The sequence below is a fragment of the Bacillus sp. FSL K6-1145 genome (assembly GCF_038003425.1).
GTDB lineage: Bacteria > Bacillota > Bacilli > Bacillales > Bacillaceae > Bacillus > Bacillus pumilus.
This window is the reverse complement of sequence record NZ_JBBOPC010000001.1, coordinates 506,153-523,464: the sequence shown is the minus strand read 5'-3', so window position 1 is coordinate 523,464 and position 17,312 is coordinate 506,153. Positions and strand designations below refer to the sequence as shown.

The window sequence follows — 17,312 nt, the reverse complement described above, 5'->3', positions numbered from 1 at the left end:
TAAAAAAATGTCGATCACTCCTATGAACAGGAAGCGGATCGACATTTTTTGTTTAAGAAGATTTATTTTTTTCATACGAATACCAATCCATTACACGTGCTGCATCTTCTTCCTCAAGGTGATGCACACCAAAGGAATCAAGCAGCGCAGAGGATTTCACAAAGGTGTGAATACTCGCCACTCGGCCTTTCTTTTGGAAGAAAGATTGCGTCATCGTATAGTTTTGCATTCGTTTTCTCAAGACAATGCCAGTGGTTTTGCCAATGCCTCTTGATGTCAGTTGAATCAATGGATCTTTGATCTTATAGCCTGATTGTTTATAAGCTAAATAACCAAAAAACAAAGCAATAGGCAGCGGAATAAGTGCCAAATACCCCCATGGCGGAAAACGGACAGATAGGATTACGCCGACAAGTAATGGCACAAAGCCGAAAGAGATCAGGTAGCGCTTGAGCGAACGCTTTGGCACCTTTTTCAGTTCAGCTTCTGGCGCCAAATGATAATCATCTGTGAATTGAGAGAGCAGTTCGTTGATTTTTTTCTTCCGAATCAGTGGAAATAAGACGGAAGAGGTTTCTTTTTCTGTAATAGAACCTCCTGCACTCACAAGCATCACCGTCGCAAAGCCAAAGGGTTCACGAAGAATATTTTCTTTGATTTTCACTGCTTGAATTCTCGCAAGCGGAATGGTCATTTGATGCCTCTCAATGAGCCCTCTTGTGATGATGATGTCTTTCCCTTTTCGTTTCGCGGTAAAATTCGCATATTGAAGGGCTGTTACCCCAACACTAAGAATCCAAGCAATCAATACGGCAATAAATATGAGAATCGCATAAATCTCAACACTCGCATGACTTAAAAAAGAAAACCGCTTGAGGAAACCGTCCAAAGGAAGAATTTCATCTATTTGTGTGTAAATGGCGAGGCACCCAGAAATAATGACTCCGATCCCACTGGAAGTGGTCGCAGCCAAAAGCAGCTCTGGTATACCCATTCGGTAGGAAACATTGATTTCTTTTTCTACAGGTTGCTGCGCTGTCAGAGGATCATGCGGGACATCCCCATTTTCATCCACTTCTTCTTGCTGCAAGCTTTTCTTCCGGTTGAAAATCGATTGCTTTAATTGTTCCGCTTCTGCTTTTGTAATCGCCGTCAGACTCACTTCCGGACCGTCTGTTCCGCCAGCTGTTTCGATTTGGACCCGCACCAAACCAAAAATCCGTTGGAAGATACCTTCACTTGTATTCACCGTTTGAATTCGCTCTAACGAAATATATTTTTTCTTTTTTGTGATGACGCCCGATTCCACGCGAAATTCATCCTCTTCCATCCGGTAGGTGAAGCGCCTCCATGCTAAAACGGTTAAAACAGCTTTCCATAAAAGAAGCACACCAAGAAAGATAAATGCATAAAAACGAATGCTCGAATTCGAGTTCACAAAAATAAGCACGAAAAAAGGGATAATGAAGTTTTTAATCATGGATACGGCATCTGATATAAAATCAATGAACATCGAGATTGGATGTACACGTTTTGGTTCAGACATCATCTTCCGTCACCCTTGCTAAACGAGATATGTAATCACGAAGCTCATCTGCTTCTTCTAATTCTAGCGCCGGTATATCATGAACTGTGGCAGCAGTCGATATTTGAACAGATGCCAAACGGTAGCGCCTTAAGAGCGGCCCTTGTGATGTATCGACATGCTGGACACGCACCATCGGTACAATCACACGTGTAACGCGAATGAGTCCATGCTGAATTTCAATTTCATTTTCGAATACTTCGTAGCGCCAGATGCGATGACGTATTTTCGGTATAAGCCAAATGCCAAAAATAACCTGTAAGACCCATAAACCGGCGAGGATGGCGCCAATCCAATATGGCCACTGTAGATAATAACTAGCAACAAATACCCCAATGATGATGAGTAAGAAAATCAATGAGATAATTCCATTTTGAAGACGCCATACCTTTAAACCATTTAAACTAATTTGACGTTGCGGCTGTTTTCTCACATTCTTCCCCCATTCTCTTACTTTTCTATCAATATATTACGAAAGAAAGCCTAAAAAGTTTCAGTAAACCTGTTAAAAAAAGCGAATCCTGCAAAGGATTCGCTTTTAAATTAGCTATTATAAGATTTCTTTTGACGGCGATCGCTAGAAGAACGATTGCGGTCATTTGAAGAACGCTTTTTATCACCGTAAGATGAACGACTTTTTCCGCGATAGCCGCCTCCGCCGCCACCGTCTCTACGTTTAGAAGAGCTGCGGTTGTTACGATTGCGTTTTGAAACCATTGGTGCTTCATCTGTCAAACGAACAGGCGTTGCATCTGGCTCTTTTGTCATCATTTTGATGGCAGCCGCAACCACTGTGACAGAATCATGATCTTCTAGTAATTCAGCAGCAGCTGTCATGTAGAAGTTTAAGTTGTTTTCACTGATGATTGTGCGCAGACGATCAATTGTTACTTGTTGTTGTCCCTCGATTGCCTCATCTAGTGTTGGTTCTTTCATACGATCCATTTTACGTTTAGTTGTTTGCTCAATCGCACGAAGCATATCTTTTTCACGCGGTGTGATAAATGTCACCGCCATACCTGTACGTCCAGCACGTCCAGTACGTCCAATACGGTGTACGTAACTTTCTGGATCTTGTGGTACGTCAAAGTTATACACGTGTGTTACGCCTGAGATATCAAGTCCACGTGCTGCAACGTCTGTTGCTACAAGCACATCGATTGAACCTTCTTTGAATTTACGAAGCGCAACCATACGTTTCGCTTGAGTCAAGTCACCATGAATTCCTTCAGCTGTATAACCTCTAAGGTTAAGTGCTTCAGTCAATTCGTCAACGCGGCGTTTCGTACGGCCGAAGACAATTGAAAGCTCAGGTGATTGAATGTCAAGAAGACGAGTCAATGTATCAAACTTCTTACGCTCATGGATATCCAAGTAGAACTGTTGGATGTTAGAGACAGTCATTTCTTTCGCTTTTACTTTTACGTGTTCTGGGTTTGTCATGAAACGTTCTGCAATGCGCTTAATTGGTGCAGGCATTGTCGCAGAGAATAAAAGTGTTTGGTGTTCACTTGGTACATTTGAAAGGATCGATTCAATGTCTTCGATGAAACCCATGTTTAGCATTTCGTCTGCTTCATCAAGCACAACAGTTTCAACATTTTGAAGACGCATTGTACGACGGTTAATGTGATCGAGTAAACGTCCTGGAGTCCCTACGATGATATGAGGATTTTTCTTGAGCGAACGGATTTGGCGACCGATATCTTGTCCACCGTAAATCGGAAGTACACGCGCACGCTTGTCTTGGCCAATTTTGTATAGCTCTTCAGATACTTGAATCGCTAATTCTCTTGTTGGCGCAATGATAATCGCTTGGATATTTGGAGACGCTGGGTCAATTTTTTCTACAAGAGGAATACCAAACGCTGCAGTTTTTCCTGTTCCTGTTTGTGCTTGTCCAATGACATCTTTATTCTGAAGACCGAGAGGAATTGTTTCCGCTTGAATCGGTGTTGCTTCTTCAAATCCCATGCGGTTAATAGCTTTCATGAGACTTTCGCTTAATTGAAAATCTTGAAACGTTATAGTCAAATTATTCAAACTCCTTCTAATTGCTGTTTCAGTAATCTCGTGAATGATCATTAAAAACTGCCCTTACCCGAAAGGACAGGTCCATTATATACAAAGCCCGAATTACCCTACCTTATATCTTACCATTACACTATTTGTTTTTCAACAAGACAGAAATGGATATATCTACTGTTCCACAATGACAGATTCACCATCACTTTGATCGCCATCCATCCATTTCCACTTTTCGAACAGTTGAATTTTTCCGTTATCCAACTGCTTAGGTGTAGAATTGCAAGACCCGCTTCTCATGCTGCCGTCTTTGCTGACATGGTGGTACCTAAAATGAAGTGTTCCATCCTCATTTACAGTTCCTACAAGTACACCAGATACAATACTGCCGCCTTGATATGTGCCCGTTAATATATTCCCGTCCTGACGATATTGAAATATGGTGCCTGCCGATACTTCTCCGTTACTCGAATTAGACTGCGGGACAAAGGTTTTTCCGTCGTATTGAAACAACCGAATCAGCCACCTTTTCTTTCCTATTGTACCATAGGCTTGTCACTCATTCGACAAAAATGATGCAATTTTTAACAAGTGGGATTCAATTTATATTAGTTTAGCCACATTTTCGCTTTTCTATAGATTAAATTGTTTTTTTAGAAATTGCTCTACTTTTTCAAACAATTGCTGTGCACACGGCTCGTGACAAACATGATGTTTACAGTCAGGTAAATAAAACACTTCTTTCTGACGAGACGGGATTTTATGATCAATAAATTGTGCACTTGAAGCTGGCACAATCCCATCGCTTTCCCCTTGAACAATTAACACAGGGAGGTGTAGTTTCTCAAGGGAGCTCTTCGTTTGCTTCACCAGCTTCATAAATTCAACAGCGGCTGACAGCGGTGTGCTCGTTAGCTTATGACGGTATCTATCATACAAAGGGTTCGTATCAATCAGCCCAGACAATGATTCTTTCACCAACTGCCTTGTGTCTTGAATCATTTGTTTTGGATTCACATATTTCGCCGCAGCACTTAAAAGGACGAGACGGGCAACCGGATACTTCGATGCAAGATAAGAAGCAATCATTCCTCCCATGGAAAACCCGATCAAAAAAATGGTATCACATGTTCTGTAAAGAGAAAGAAGTTCTAATTCAGCTGTCGCAATCCATTCTTGATAGAGAATACCCTTTAGCTGAAGTTCATCTCCATGCCCCGGAAGCGTGACAGACTGAACGTTCCAATCTGTCTTCTGCTTTAAATATTGCGCTAGCGGTTCCACTTCATAGGGGGCGCCAGTGAATCCATGTATACATAGACAGCCAATCATTCTGTCACCTTCTTTGCCGCTCACTTTTTATAGCGCAGTAATGACTTCTTCTAATCTCATGCCGCGTGAGGCTTTGACGAGAACAACATCGTCAGGACCTGCTACACCAGCAAGTTTTTTCTTCAGTTCCTCTTTGTCCATAAATGAGGACACGCGCGCGTCACCGAATGATTTCTTTGCTCCTTCAGCGATGAATGCACCTAGGCGGCCATACGTCATCACATGATCAATGAATTCAGGCTTGATGTAGCGGCCTAGTTCATAATGATACGTTTCTTCCTCGCTGCCCATCTCAAGCATGTCTCCAAGTACAAGAATCCTATTTGCAAAGCCGTCCATATCTCCTACAAGATCAATGGCAGCTTTCATGGAAGTAGGACTTGCATTATACGCATCATTGATAACAGTGATTCCTTTTTCTGTTTTAAACAGTTCAAGACGCATTCCTGTTAACTTTGTTTGCATGAGTCCTTGGGCGATTTGTCTTTCATTCAGTCCGAAATGCTGGCCTATGGCAATGGCAGCAAGGGCATTCTTTACATTATGTTTCCCTAATACAGGAATGAGAAACCCCTGGGCATACCCTTCGACCTGAAATTCAGTTCCTTCTGCAAGCTGGTTGATATGCGTTACCTTGATATCACAGTCCTCTGCTTCTCCAAAGGTTTTCACTTGCTGCGAAAGTGCAGTCGCTCTGTCGCGGATCAAAGGTTCATCTCCTAAATAATAAAAGGTACCATCCTTTTTTAGCCCTTTTGTGATCTCACATTTTGCATCAGCAATGGCTTCTCTTGATCCTAAATCTTGCATATGAGATTCTCCGATATTGGTGATGACTGCTGCATCAGGCTCAGCTAGGTTCGACAAGAACTCGATCTCGCCTTTTGCACTCATGCCCATCTCCAATACAGCTATCTCTGTACCTTCTGGCATCGCAAGAATGGTGAGCGGAAGACCGATATGATTATTAAAGTTACCGTCTGTTTTATGAACTTGATACGTTGTTTGTAAGACGGAATGAATCATATCTTTTGTCGTCGTTTTCCCGTTACTTCCTGTAATACCGACAACACGAGGGTTTTCTTCTTTTAAATATGATTTTGCCAATTGCTGCAGTGCTGCCAGTGTATCGTCGACAAGAATGACAGGTACACCGAACGGTGGATTGGCTTCTTTTTGATTCCAAAGAACGGCTGCGGCTCCAAGCTCCACTGCTTTAGAAGCAAATGTGTGACCGTTAAAATGTTCTCCAATTAAGGGGATAAACAATGCACCTTTTGATACTTTTCGTGTATCTGTCGTCACTCCGTAAATTTGCTCTTCGCCAAAAGCTTGATTAGATAGTGTCCCACCAGCCATTTGGGCGATTTGATTCACTGTACGTTTGATCATGATTTTTTCGCCTCTCTTTCTCATTTCACGTTTGAAGGAAAAGAGACACTACCTAAGGATAGTGTCTGCTTGTTGCTCACATTAAAAAGTCGTTTTAATGGTTTGTTTTTCTTGATGGCGTTCAATTGCAAGTGACACTAGCTTTTCAATGAGCTCTGGATACTCTACACCAGTGTGCTTCCAAAGAAGCGGGAACATACTGAATGGTGTGAATCCAGGCATTGTATTCACTTCATTGATCAACACTTCGCCTTTTTCTGTGAGGAAGAAGTCTGCACGTACAAGACCAGAACCATCTAGGGATTTAAATGCCTTAATCGCCATATCATGAATCGTCTTGTATTCATCTTCTGACACACTCGCAGGAATGATCAAATCTGTATCGCCATCTTCATATTTTGCTTTGTAGTCATAAAAATCTGTTTTAGGTGCAATTTCACCAACGACAGAGCACTTCGGCTCGTCATTTCCTAATACACCTATCTCGATTTCTCTTCCTACGACGCCTTCTTCTACGACCACACGACGATCATATTGGAAAGCCAAGTCGAATGCGGTTTGCAGCTCTTCTTTGCTGCGGCATTTGCTTATTCCAACACTTGATCCCATGTTGGCAGGTTTCACAAAGCATGGATAGCCAAGTACTTGTTCTACCTGTTCTAAGCTGTCTGCTGTGGCTTTCTCATAGTCTTTTTTATTGAAGGAAAGGTGCTTTGCTTGTGCAAGTCCTGCTTGAGCAAAAACATCTTTCATCATGACTTTATCCATACCCGCGGCAGAAGCAAGAACGCCGTTGCCGACATACGGGATATTTAGCAGTTCAAGTAATCCTTGCATCGTTCCATCTTCACCATTTGGCCCGTGCAACAATGGGAAGACAACATCAATCTTCTCATCAGCGGATGTAGGCTGTGGAAACATGCTCTCATTTAAAGAAGTTGGTAAAAACGTCTTTGCGTTCTGTTCAAATTGAAGCATTCTGACGTTTGATACTGGTTCAGTGAGTTTTTCTCCTCTTAGCCATTCGCCCTCTTCTGTAATATAAATTGGATGTATATCGAACTTCTCAGTGTTAAGTGCTTTTGTAACTGCAAGGGCTGTTTGCAGTGATACATTATGTTCGGCTGACTTTCCGCCGTAAATCAATCCTAAACTTATTTTCAATGGATACTCCCCCCACTAAAATTCATCTTTACTATCTTATCACTTTCAAGCAAAAATGCTCTAATTAATTTTTGTTGTTACGGAATTGAAATGATTTGTAAAGTTGTAAGCGCCTCCCGAGCATTTGTATGTCATTCGCCTTTATTTTATATTAAAATGACATTGAAAAGGAGTTGTGACAAATTGAAAAAAATCACAAGTACTGAACAATTCAATGAAATCATTCAATCTGACAAAGAAGTCATCGTTAAATTCTTTGCAACATGGTGTCCTGACTGTACAAGAATGGACATGTTCATTCCAGACATCTTAGAGGCGTATGCTCACCATGAATGGTTTGAAATAAACAAAGATGATTTCCCTGAATTAGCAGAAACATATCAGGTCATGGGTATTCCAAGCCTTTTAATTTTCAAAAATGGCGAAAAAACAGGTCATTTACACAGCGCAAACGCAAAATCACCTGAAGAAGTGACAGAGTTTCTTCAAGGGCACGTTTCTTAAATCTTGAAACGAAGGACATCAGCTAACTGCTGGTGTCTTTTTTTCTCCATCCCTTACATCAAATCTCTTCATAAGACGATTTGTTCAATCAAAACGTTTCAATGTGCGAAAGAATGTTTTATATAGATGCTTCTCTTACGACAAGAAATGACAGGAATTATTTCCTGGGAAAGAATGAGCGTCGACTAGGCTTCGAATTTGTCGATTACGTGAATTTTCTGAATATAATCTTTACTTCCGACATTGCGCTTTGTATAATAGAGGTGCTAATTGAAAATGATTATCAATTTCATCTATGTGAAATCCTATAGACGTCTATTCTTATAAAGGAGCGATGAGTCACATGTCTAAGAAGAAAATCAAAACGTATCAGCAATTGATTGAAGAGAACAAGAAAGCCATCATGCGCGATCCTAAAATGATGGAAAGTATATACGAAACCATCGACAAAAAGCATCAGAAGCAGCTTGCAGCTGCTGGACGTGAATCATAAACATTAGGGGGAGCAGTCAAAGCTGGCTGCCCCTCTCTTTTGTCTTTTCCAACAAAAAAGCCGATAAAATCAAAGCATAGATTTTATCGGCTTTTGTTTTAATGTGATTTCGCTACACGGTCCTGCTTCATTCCTAAATAAATGAGCATATATGTGAGATAACCCATTGTCATTGTTAAACCACCGAAGAAGAACTGAGAAAAGACAGGTTCCTCAAATGTTGTGACAGCAGCAAGAATGATCCAGCTCGCATATAAATAAACCATGAACCATTTCATGTTTCTTTTAAGTGTATACAGAAAGAAAAGACCCGCTAACGAAAAGATCCCCAGCGCTAGTCTGAAATAAATAAGATGATCAAACTGGAAGGCAAAAGACACGAACGAAAACGACAGCAGCAACAAAATAGGTAAAGCCGTAATGAAATTTTTCACGATAGTGCCACCTCCAAGACTCCCTCTTATTATAAGACAAAATCAGCCGGTTATCGTGAAATGCAGACTCGTTTTCACAAAGATGTCACGAATTTTTCTTGTTATTTGACACAATTTTTACACATTTACATCGCGCTTCCAAAAAAGAACCCAAGCCGTTCCAACAAAGAAAACAAAATGCGCCCCTACCATAAATAGAGAAAACAAAGGGCTCATGCCATGGAAGGGCGGCGGTCCTTGAAAGCTGTACTGAGTAAAGTCCGTATTAGCAAAAAGCAGGATTTTCCCCCACTGATTTTCTAAAAGAGACATAATAGGCACAAGTGATTTAGCCGCATATAAAACAAAAAACGAGGTCACAAGCGCAACGAGGCTGTTCCTAAACAAGCTGGAACACATAAAAGCGAAGCTTGCCATCATCAACACTTCCACCCACTGAGATCCGATCACAGCAAACGTATGCTGAAATAATCGTCCCGTACTTTCGTCAAATGCAGTACCAAAGAAAATAAAGCCAAATAGGAAAGCAAGTACATAATAAAAAACAAACAAATAGATGACCGTCAGCACAAGTGTGATGTATTTTGACAGGAAAATTTGCAGCCTAGTTTTGGGCCGTATCAATAAAAACTTGATCGTTCTTTTTTGAAATTCTGTTGAGATCAAGGTCGCGCCAATGACAACTGCAAGCACCTGTAAAATAAATACGACGTTTGTGGAATAAGCAAAATAGTTGGCGACAGTGTCTTGTCCACCAAAGCTGGAAATGACTCGTTTCAATGCTAGAGCCATCGCCAATTGAAACACAACGATTAATCCAAGTGCAATGAACGTGATCTTTTTCCTTATCATTTTCTTATGCTCATTCTTGATGAGTTGAAGCATCTGCCGTCCCGCCTTCCGTCCATTTCATAAATGCCTCTTCAATTGATGGCTTTTGAGGCGTCATTTCAAGTACAGCAAATCCAGCCAGAACAAGCTGTTTGTTCAGCTCAGGCACTTGGTCTTTGTTCAATTGAAGTAATACATGCGCTCCGTTTCGTTCATATGTATAGGCATGTGTATCAAGCCATGCAGCCGCCTTTTCCACTGGCTGAATATTCATGAGCATCTGTTCTTTCCCCTCTATGTCTCGAAGCATGGCACTGGCTTTGATCTGTCCTTTTTGAATGATGATCATGCGGTCACACAGCTCTTCAACCTCATGCAATAAATGTGTGGCGAATAAGACGGACGTTCCTTCTTCTCTTACTAGCGTTTGCAAGTGCTCCCTGAATTCCTTCATACCTGCAGGATCAAGTCCATTTGTCGGTTCGTCTAAAATGAGCAGGTTCGGCTGATGTAATATGGCTTGTGCAATCCCAAGCCTTTGTTTCATCCCCAGTGAATATGTCTTCACCTTCTGATGAATGGCGTGCTCCAGACGAACTCTTTTCACCACTTCCTGTATTCGTTCCTCTGTCACTCCATCGTGCATCGCCGCATACAGTTCAAGGTTTTCGAAGCCTGTTAAATAAGAATAAAATTCGGGATTTTCTATGATTGCACCAACAGATGACATCGCATGTAGGAAATCCTCATCCTGTGAATATCCATTGATCATGATTCGGCCATTGTTTTTTTTCATCAAGCCAACGATCAAACGAATCAAGGTTGTTTTTCCAGACCCATTTGGTCCTAGTAAGCCGACGATTTCCCCTTTCCCTATTTCTATAGATATATCTTGTAAGATCATTTTCCGGCCAATTCGTTTATCGACTTTCTCTACTTTTAGAACAGCAGATTCCAACGTGGTTCCTCCTTCTGATGTAAAACCTAAAGCGGCAAATAAGACCGCTCATTCTGTTAAAAGTATATCACGCAAGACAAGGGACTCCATGAAAAAAAGGCTGATCGAGTCAGCCCTTCTTTTACATTACATGGATAGGTTCGGTGATGCTGCGTCTGTCTCGTGTTTTTTCTCCGTTTCTGTCACAATCACCGCACATGCGGCGTCACCTGTAATATTGACAACGGTTCTTGCCATATCTAATAAGCGGTCTATGCCAAGGATGAGCGCAATGCCTTCAACCGGCAGATTCACAGAGTTCAGTACCATAGCGAGCATGATGAGCCCAACTCCTGGCACACCCGCTGTACCGATACTTGCTAAGACAGCCGTTAAGACAACCGTCAGCATTTGGACAAGCGTCAGTTCAACTCCATACACTTGCGCGATAAAAATAGTCGCGACCCCTTGCATAATCGCTGTGCCATCCATATTAATGGTTGCACCAAGCGGCTGTACAAAGCTTGAAATCGGCTCCGGCACCTTCAAACGTTTCTGGGCTGTTTCCATCGAGACTGGGAGGACTGCGTTACTACTTGACGTACTAAATGCGACAACCATTGCTGGAGAAAATCCTTTGAAAAATGCCATCGGATTTCGCTTCGCTAAAATGGCGACAGTTGACCCATAAGTTAGGAAGAAATGCAGCACGAGCGCAACTAACACGACCGAGAAATAAAGGCCCATCGCTTTCATCGCATCAAATCCCTGACTGCCAATGGCAGTTGCGATCAAACCGAATGTTCCGTACGGTGCGAACTTCATCACTATGCCGACAAGGTACATCATTAATTCATTTCCTTGTTCAAACAGCTTTAGCAAACCTTCCGTCTTCTTCCCAAGCATGGCAATGCCAAGACCTAAAAATACACAAAAGACGATGATTTGAAGCATGTTTCCTTCAACTAAAGATTGGACTGGATTGGTTGGGATGATGTTGAGTAGTGTTTCTGCCATTGATGGGGCTTCCTCTGCGGAATAATCAGCTGCTTTCGTATCAAAATGACCGAATGCTCCCGGCTTGATTAATAAGGCTAATGAAATGCCAATGATGATGGCAAAAGTAGTAGTAAGCAGGAAATAAGTAATGGTTTTTACGCCGATTCTGCCAAGCTTTTTCGGATCACCTAGACCTGCTACACCTAGTGTAATGGAAAAGAATACGATCGGCACCACTAACATTTTAATCAGGTTTAAGAAGATTTGACCTAGAGGCGTAAATAGATAAGGGTCTAACACTTTGAATACATTTGGAGCAAAAATGTTAAGCAATAGTCCTGTGATTGCACCTACAAACAAGGCAATAATAATTTTCGTCGCTAGCTTCAATAAAATCTCCCCTTCCTCATCAAAAAAGACCCACAAGAGAGTTTTCTCGTGGGTCTTTGTTTCCATACACGTACCACTGTTTACTCTCTTCACGCCGATGAGGTTAGCTGACGGGTTAGGACGAAGAGATGTCCTTTTTTCTCACAGAGAAAAATTCACCCCAAAAACATGGGTCCCCCATTCCTTTAGAAGGATTAAGCGTGTGGTAATATGATATTTTCATACTATTTATACCTTATTTTCGGAAAATTGTAAACAGGTTCATATGAACTTTTTAATTACTTTCTTCCTTATTCGTGACCTCCAAAATATCTAAAATGAACACAAAGATCGGGATACCAATAATCAGTCCCCAAATGCCGATGTAGTGTTCAGAGAAGATCAGCACAACAAATGTGAAGAAGATAGGGAGTTCTGTTTTTGCTGACATGAGCTTCGGGTTTAGGAAATAGGCTTCAATGGCATGGATGATGACGATCACAAGCACGATATACAGGACATACATGCCGCCTCCAAGCGTATACGCAATGATGCTGAGTGGAATAAGTGAGATAACCACACCTGCCACAGGGATTAAGCCTAGCAAAAAGACCATGACCGCTAATCCAAATAATTGCGGGAATCCCATAATACCTAGCGCAATGGTTGTTAAAACACAGTTAACAGTTGCAATAATAAACTGTGCTTCGAGTACCTTTCCGAACGTTCTGGAAAATTTACGTCCAAAGAAGGCGATTTCGTTATAGAACACAGAGATTTTACTCGTTTTGAACTTGTTCATGAATTGAATGAGGCGTTCCTTTTCGAACAGGAAGAACATGCTTAATATTAAGGACATAATGACCTGGATACTGAACGTACTGAAATCAGTTAAGTATGTATAGAGGAAATTAAACCCTTTCTCAAAGTAAGCTGATATTTTAAAATCTCCGAATACGTTCGTGATGACATCAATGAAGGGTAAATCTTGTGGATGATCTGCAATTTTCTTTCCTAAATGAAATAGCTGCTCCACCTGTTTGGCGATGATTGGCACAAACACGAATCCGCCAACCGTCAATCCACCAGCCAAAAGAATATACAAAATGGTAATAACCGATTTCTGCCCTATTTTCAGGAAGCGACTTAAAAAGCCTCTAATGACCTCTTCTAACCGATTCATCAAAAAGGTGAATATGAAGGTCAAGAGAATTAAATTCATCATTCCTCTTAATAAATATAAGGCTGTGGCTAATACTACAAATACAGAAAACCGCTTAACACCGGGTTTTTCGAACAATTTTAAAAATGCTGCCATTTCGTTATACACCTGCCAGGACTAAAGTCTATTTTTCATTGGATCTGATATACATTATATCGGATCTTTCTGTAAATTATATAACAAAAGGTCATTTAGGTCTTACGATTCGACCTAAATTTATCAAGCTTTCATGTTTTTTCTTTTCAACACAAGAAAAAACCGAACCCCATGTAGACATAAGGTTTCGGTTTTTGGTTGTTTTTATACTATACAGCTTGCTTCATATTGCGCATTTCTTGAAGGGCTGTTTTGCTCTTCGCTTCGTCAAATTCACCTTCACTTTTCGCCACAACAATTGTCGCGATTCCATTTCCAATGAGGTTTGTGATGGCTCTTCCTTCGCTCATGAATCGATCTACTCCAAGCAGAAGTGCAAGCCCCTCTAGCGGAATGACCTGTAGTGCAGCGAGTGTAGAAGCCAGCACGATAAATCCGCTTCCTGTCACCCCAGCCGCTCCCTTTGATGTGAGCATTAGAACAAGGATAATGGTGATCTGCTGGCCGATAGACAAGTCTACACCAAACACTTGCGCTAAGAAGACCACAGCCATCGATAAGTAGATCGAGGTTCCATCTAAGTTAAAGGAATACCCTGTTGGGATGACAAGACCCACAACAGACTTAGAGCACCCGTAGCGTTCCATTTTATCCATCATTCTTGGCAGCACGGATTCTGATGAGCTTGTGCCAAGAACAATTAAAATTTCATCTTTGATAAATCGAAGGTAACCAAACAGGCTGAAGCCATACATTTTACAAATGATATTCAGCACAACGAAGATGAACAGGAACATGGTCAAATAAACGGAGAGCATCAGACTTGCGAGCGGTTTAATCGATGCCAAACCAAAGTGTCCGATCGTATAGGCCATTGCCCCAAATGCACCAAGCGGCGCAGCACGCATGATATATCCAATGATTTTAAAGAAAACAAGTGACAGCTTATCAAGCCACTCAATGATTCCTTTCCCCTTCTCGCCAAGTGCAGCAAGCGCAACACCGAATAAAATAGAGAAGAATAAGACCTGTAAAATATCACCCTTTGCAAAAGCATCTACCATGTTAGATGGCACAATGTGTGTGACAAATTCCATCCAGTCGATACCCTGTCCCCCGTTTTGGGTATACTGTGAAACATCCCCTTTTTCAAGCTTGCTATAGTCCAGACCTGCACCTGGCTTCATGATATTTACGACAAAAAGACCGATGACCAAAGCAAGCGTCGTGACGACTTCAAAATAAATAAATGCTTTTCCCCCAACTTTTCCAACCTTTTTCATATCCCCCATCTTGGCAATACCAAGAACAATGGTTAAGAAAATAATTGGTGCGATGACCATTTTAACGGCATTGATAAAGGTGTCACCAAGCGGCTTCATTTCTTTTCCGACGTTTGGCCAAACCATCCCGACAATGATCCCGATAATGACAGCTGCAATCACCTGAAATGTCAGGTTCTTCAAAAGCCTCTTCATAAAAAAACAACTCCCTCACCCTTTGATGTAAACGCTTAACTGTTATCTGTAGCTAAATGATAGCGATTTCATCAAAGGCTGTGAAGCTTATGAACATATCGTACATTTTGGTCTTTTTGGTCTCTTAGTCAGAATGTACGATATATTTATTGACAGGCCGGCCTACCCCGCCATATTGCATATCTAATTTCAGCTCGCCTTCTTTCACTAAGAAGTCTAAATACCGGCGTGCCGTGACACGTGCAATGCCGAGTGCATTGGCAACTTCCTCTGCAGACTGCGGACCTTCCTGCAAGCTCATATAGGCTTTAATTTCATTCATCGTATGCACATTCAGCCCCTTAGGGAGCCAAGTATCCTCCTGCTTAACAGCAGGCTTTCGTATGATATCATCCAGCATCTCTTGAGAAAATTCTGTTGTTGTACGAATTTTAGATTTAAACGCTTTATAGCTTTCAAGTGATTCTTTCATACGTTCGAACTTAAATGGCTTGATGATATAATCTCGTGCACCATTTTGAAGCATGGTGCCAATCGTCTCTTTGTCCTTTGCCGCAGAAATAACGATCACGTCCACCTGTATCTTTTGCTTTCTAATGTCTTGAAGCGTCTTTACGCCATCTTTTTTTGGCATATATACATCGAGGACAACAAGGTCTGGACGAATTTCTTTGATGAGCTGGATGCCCTGCTCCCCATTACCTGCGATTGCCGCCACTTGAAAGCCAGGAACACTCTTAATGAACTCCTTATTCACTTCTTGCACCATCGGATCATCTTCAATTAATAGCACCTTAATCTGAGTCATCTGTCTCTCTCCTCTATGATCATTGGGAATTCGATTGAGAAGGTGGTACCAATGCCGATGCTTGATGTGACTTCTACATTTCCCATCCCTTTGTCGATAATCGTTTTTACAATATACAGGCCATAGCCTGTTCCGCCTTCTTTGCCGTGTGTGAAGCCTTTATCGAAAATAGAAGGAATCATTTCCTCTTCAATCCCGGAGCCATTGTCTTCAATTAAAATCGCGAGGACATCCTCGGTTTGATCAATACTAATCGAAATGCGTTTTGTGTCTCTTTCAACAGTATCATAGGAGGCAAAGGCGTTCTCGATCAGGTTGCCAAGCAGCTTCGTCATATCATGCTGATCTAGACGCTCAGGGAAATCACGCAGACAGCTATGTTCGTCTACTTCGACCTTTATGCCTAGCTCCTTGCCCCTTCTGATTTTACTCATCAATAATCCCGAAACGGCATCATGCTGTATGACGCGGTGAAGAAAGTCCAGCACATGTTCTTGCTCTTCCGTCGTTTGAAAAGCTAGATCAAGTGCCTGATCGGGTTTACCAAGCTGAATCAGCCCAGCAATCGTATGAAGCTTGTTCATATGCTCATGATTTTGTACCCGCAGACCATCAACAAAGTTCTTAACTCCGGTTAGCTCCTCTGCCAATTTTGCCGCTTCTGTCCGGTCCTGAAAAATGGCGACCGCTCCGATAATTTTCTTTTTCATGACAATCGGAATCCGGCTGCTCATAATCCGCTTTCCGCTCATATGAATTTCTTCATTATAGACAGGCTCAGCACGATCAATGATCTCTGGAAGTCTTGTGTCAGACAGCACATCCCAAATATTCCGGCCTACGACATCCCCTGTCACGCCAAAGATTTGCTTCGCCTTTTCATTAAAAATGGTGATCATGTGCTGATTATCAATGGCGATGACCCCTTCATTAATAGAGTGAAAGGTTGCGGTGCGCTCCTCTAGCATTCTGACAATCTCATGCGGCTCCAGCTTAAACATTTGCTGTTTAATATGACGAGCGAGTAAAAATGAACCTACAAGCCCAAAGCTGAGCGTCAGCAAAAGGATCATGAGGATATCCCGCTTCATTTCTCCTAATATATCGATCATACTTGGCAGCGTCCTCCCTACAAGGACGACCCCTGTTTGATTAAATTGGTCATCCTTCACTGGATAAAAGGCTCTGATGGCGGTCCCAAGCTCTCCCTCTGCTTCTGAGAAATAAATATGCTCGGCAAAAGCAGGCTCTTCATCTGTCCCCTCCGAACGCTGGCCAATCCTTGCTTTCACTGGATGCGTTAATCTCACATGCTCCATATCCATGACGACAATGTAGTCAGCGTCTTGAATAATCCGAATCTCTTCGATGGCATGCTGTAATCGGTCACGTTTCTTTGTTTGATCAGCTAACGCCTGCTTTACCTCATTCATCTCCGCAACTGTTCTCGCTGTGTTCATGAGCCTTTTTCGAAGCTCTCGTTCCTCTGTTTGCTGGATTCCCCCAACAAGGACAATTCCTCCGATTAAAAGGGCGAAAATGACAACGAAATATGTGAGGATGGTGAGCTTCCATCTAATAGATAATTGTTGTAATTTCAATCGATTTCTCATCATTTTTTTCACCTGTATCTTTACGAATTC

General features: G+C 41.8%; 17 protein-coding genes and 1 riboswitch. Of the genes, 2 read left to right on the top strand and 15 right to left on the bottom strand.

The features are described from left to right. Positions 1 to 52: 52 nt before the first annotated feature. From MHH41_RS02510 to MHH41_RS02480, 7 genes are all read right to left on the bottom strand, one after another. Entirely contained in the window at positions 53 to 1,549 is a 1,497-nt protein-coding gene (locus MHH41_RS02510; RefSeq protein ID WP_340865563.1) for a PH domain-containing protein, read from the bottom strand. Next, entirely contained in the window at positions 1,539 to 2,018 is a 480-nt protein-coding gene (locus MHH41_RS02505; RefSeq protein ID WP_003214135.1) for a PH domain-containing protein, read from the bottom strand. The genes MHH41_RS02510 and MHH41_RS02505 overlap by 11 nt, the downstream gene beginning before the upstream one ends. A gap of 110 nt (positions 2,019 to 2,128) precedes the next feature. Continuing rightward, the gene (cshA, locus tag MHH41_RS02500; RefSeq protein WP_003214093.1) at positions 2,129 to 3,619 is read right to left on the bottom strand and encodes a degradosome RNA helicase CshA; all 1,491 of its coding nucleotides are present in this window, start codon (positions 3,617 to 3,619) and stop codon (positions 2,129 to 2,131) included. A gap of 165 nt (positions 3,620 to 3,784) precedes the next feature. Beyond that, positions 3,785 to 4,123, bottom strand: coding sequence for a hypothetical protein (locus MHH41_RS02495; RefSeq protein WP_003213982.1), 339 nt, complete (start codon positions 4,121 to 4,123; stop codon positions 3,785 to 3,787). 120 nt (positions 4,124 to 4,243) lie between these two features. Further along, complete coding sequence (locus MHH41_RS02490; RefSeq protein ID WP_340865561.1) at positions 4,244 to 4,942, bottom strand: alpha/beta hydrolase; 699 nt, start codon at positions 4,940 to 4,942, stop codon at positions 4,244 to 4,246. Positions 4,943 to 4,969: 27 nt separating this feature from the next. Continuing rightward, entirely contained in the window at positions 4,970 to 6,334 is a 1,365-nt protein-coding gene (locus tag MHH41_RS02485) for a UDP-N-acetylmuramoyl-tripeptide--D-alanyl-D-alanine ligase (protein ID WP_340865559.1), read from the bottom strand. An 81-nt stretch (positions 6,335 to 6,415) separates the two neighbouring features. Further along, a complete protein-coding gene (locus tag MHH41_RS02480) occupies positions 6,416 to 7,498 on the bottom strand; it encodes a D-alanine--D-alanine ligase (protein WP_340865555.1) in 1,083 nt (360 codons plus the stop codon). 183 nt (positions 7,499 to 7,681) lie between these two features. Here MHH41_RS02480 and MHH41_RS02475 point away from each other — a divergent pair, with 183 nt between their 5' ends. Together MHH41_RS02475 and fbpB are read left to right on the top strand one after the other, a co-directional pair. Continuing rightward, a complete protein-coding gene (locus MHH41_RS02475) occupies positions 7,682 to 8,002 on the top strand; it encodes a thioredoxin family protein (RefSeq protein ID WP_034663973.1) in 321 nt (106 codons plus the stop codon). A gap of 343 nt (positions 8,003 to 8,345) precedes the next feature. Further along, positions 8,346 to 8,495: a Fur-regulated basic protein FbpB gene (gene fbpB, locus MHH41_RS02470; protein ID WP_003214266.1), complete on the top strand. Its 150-nt coding sequence runs from the start codon at positions 8,346 to 8,348 to the stop codon at positions 8,493 to 8,495. Positions 8,496 to 8,593: 98 nt separating this feature from the next. On the opposite strand, the gene MHH41_RS02465 is transcribed toward fbpB, so the two are convergent. From MHH41_RS02465 to MHH41_RS02430, 8 genes are all read right to left on the bottom strand, one after another. Next, positions 8,594 to 8,929 carry a hypothetical protein gene (locus MHH41_RS02465; RefSeq protein WP_003214381.1) on the bottom strand — a complete coding sequence of 112 codons (336 nt, stop codon included), beginning with the start codon at positions 8,927 to 8,929 and terminating at the stop codon, positions 8,594 to 8,596. A gap of 117 nt (positions 8,930 to 9,046) precedes the next feature. Beyond that, positions 9,047 to 9,814: an ABC transporter permease gene (locus MHH41_RS02460; protein ID WP_340865553.1), complete on the bottom strand. Its 768-nt coding sequence runs from the start codon at positions 9,812 to 9,814 to the stop codon at positions 9,047 to 9,049. Further along, on the bottom strand, positions 9,792 to 10,718 hold the full coding sequence (locus MHH41_RS02455; protein ID WP_050945542.1) for an ABC transporter ATP-binding protein: 927 nt from the start codon (positions 10,716 to 10,718) through the stop codon (positions 9,792 to 9,794). The genes MHH41_RS02460 and MHH41_RS02455 overlap by 23 nt, the downstream gene beginning before the upstream one ends. Before the next feature lie 126 nt (positions 10,719 to 10,844). Then, positions 10,845 to 12,086, bottom strand: a complete 1,242-nt coding sequence (locus tag MHH41_RS02450; RefSeq protein WP_034620244.1) for a dicarboxylate/amino acid:cation symporter — start codon at positions 12,084 to 12,086, stop codon at positions 10,845 to 10,847. 78 nt (positions 12,087 to 12,164) lie between these two features. Beyond that, positions 12,165 to 12,297, bottom strand: a riboswitch (cyclic di-AMP (ydaO/yuaA leader). Positions 12,298 to 12,360: 63 nt separating this feature from the next. Further along, positions 12,361 to 13,383: an AI-2E family transporter gene (locus MHH41_RS02445; RefSeq protein WP_050945541.1), complete on the bottom strand. Its 1,023-nt coding sequence runs from the start codon at positions 13,381 to 13,383 to the stop codon at positions 12,361 to 12,363. A gap of 209 nt (positions 13,384 to 13,592) precedes the next feature. Continuing rightward, positions 13,593 to 14,861 (bottom strand): C4-dicarboxylate transporter DctP, encoded by a 1,269-nt coding sequence (gene dctP, locus MHH41_RS02440; RefSeq protein WP_050945540.1) that lies wholly within the window; start codon positions 14,859 to 14,861, stop codon positions 13,593 to 13,595. Positions 14,862 to 14,985: 124 nt separating this feature from the next. Further along, positions 14,986 to 15,669, bottom strand: a complete 684-nt coding sequence (locus MHH41_RS02435; protein WP_340865550.1) for a response regulator — start codon at positions 15,667 to 15,669, stop codon at positions 14,986 to 14,988. Next, positions 15,666 to 17,285 (bottom strand): ATP-binding protein, encoded by a 1,620-nt coding sequence (locus MHH41_RS02430; protein ID WP_445661602.1) that lies wholly within the window; start codon positions 17,283 to 17,285, stop codon positions 15,666 to 15,668. Before MHH41_RS02430 ends, MHH41_RS02435 begins: the two co-directional genes overlap by 4 nt. Positions 17,286 to 17,312: the final 27 nt, after the last annotated feature.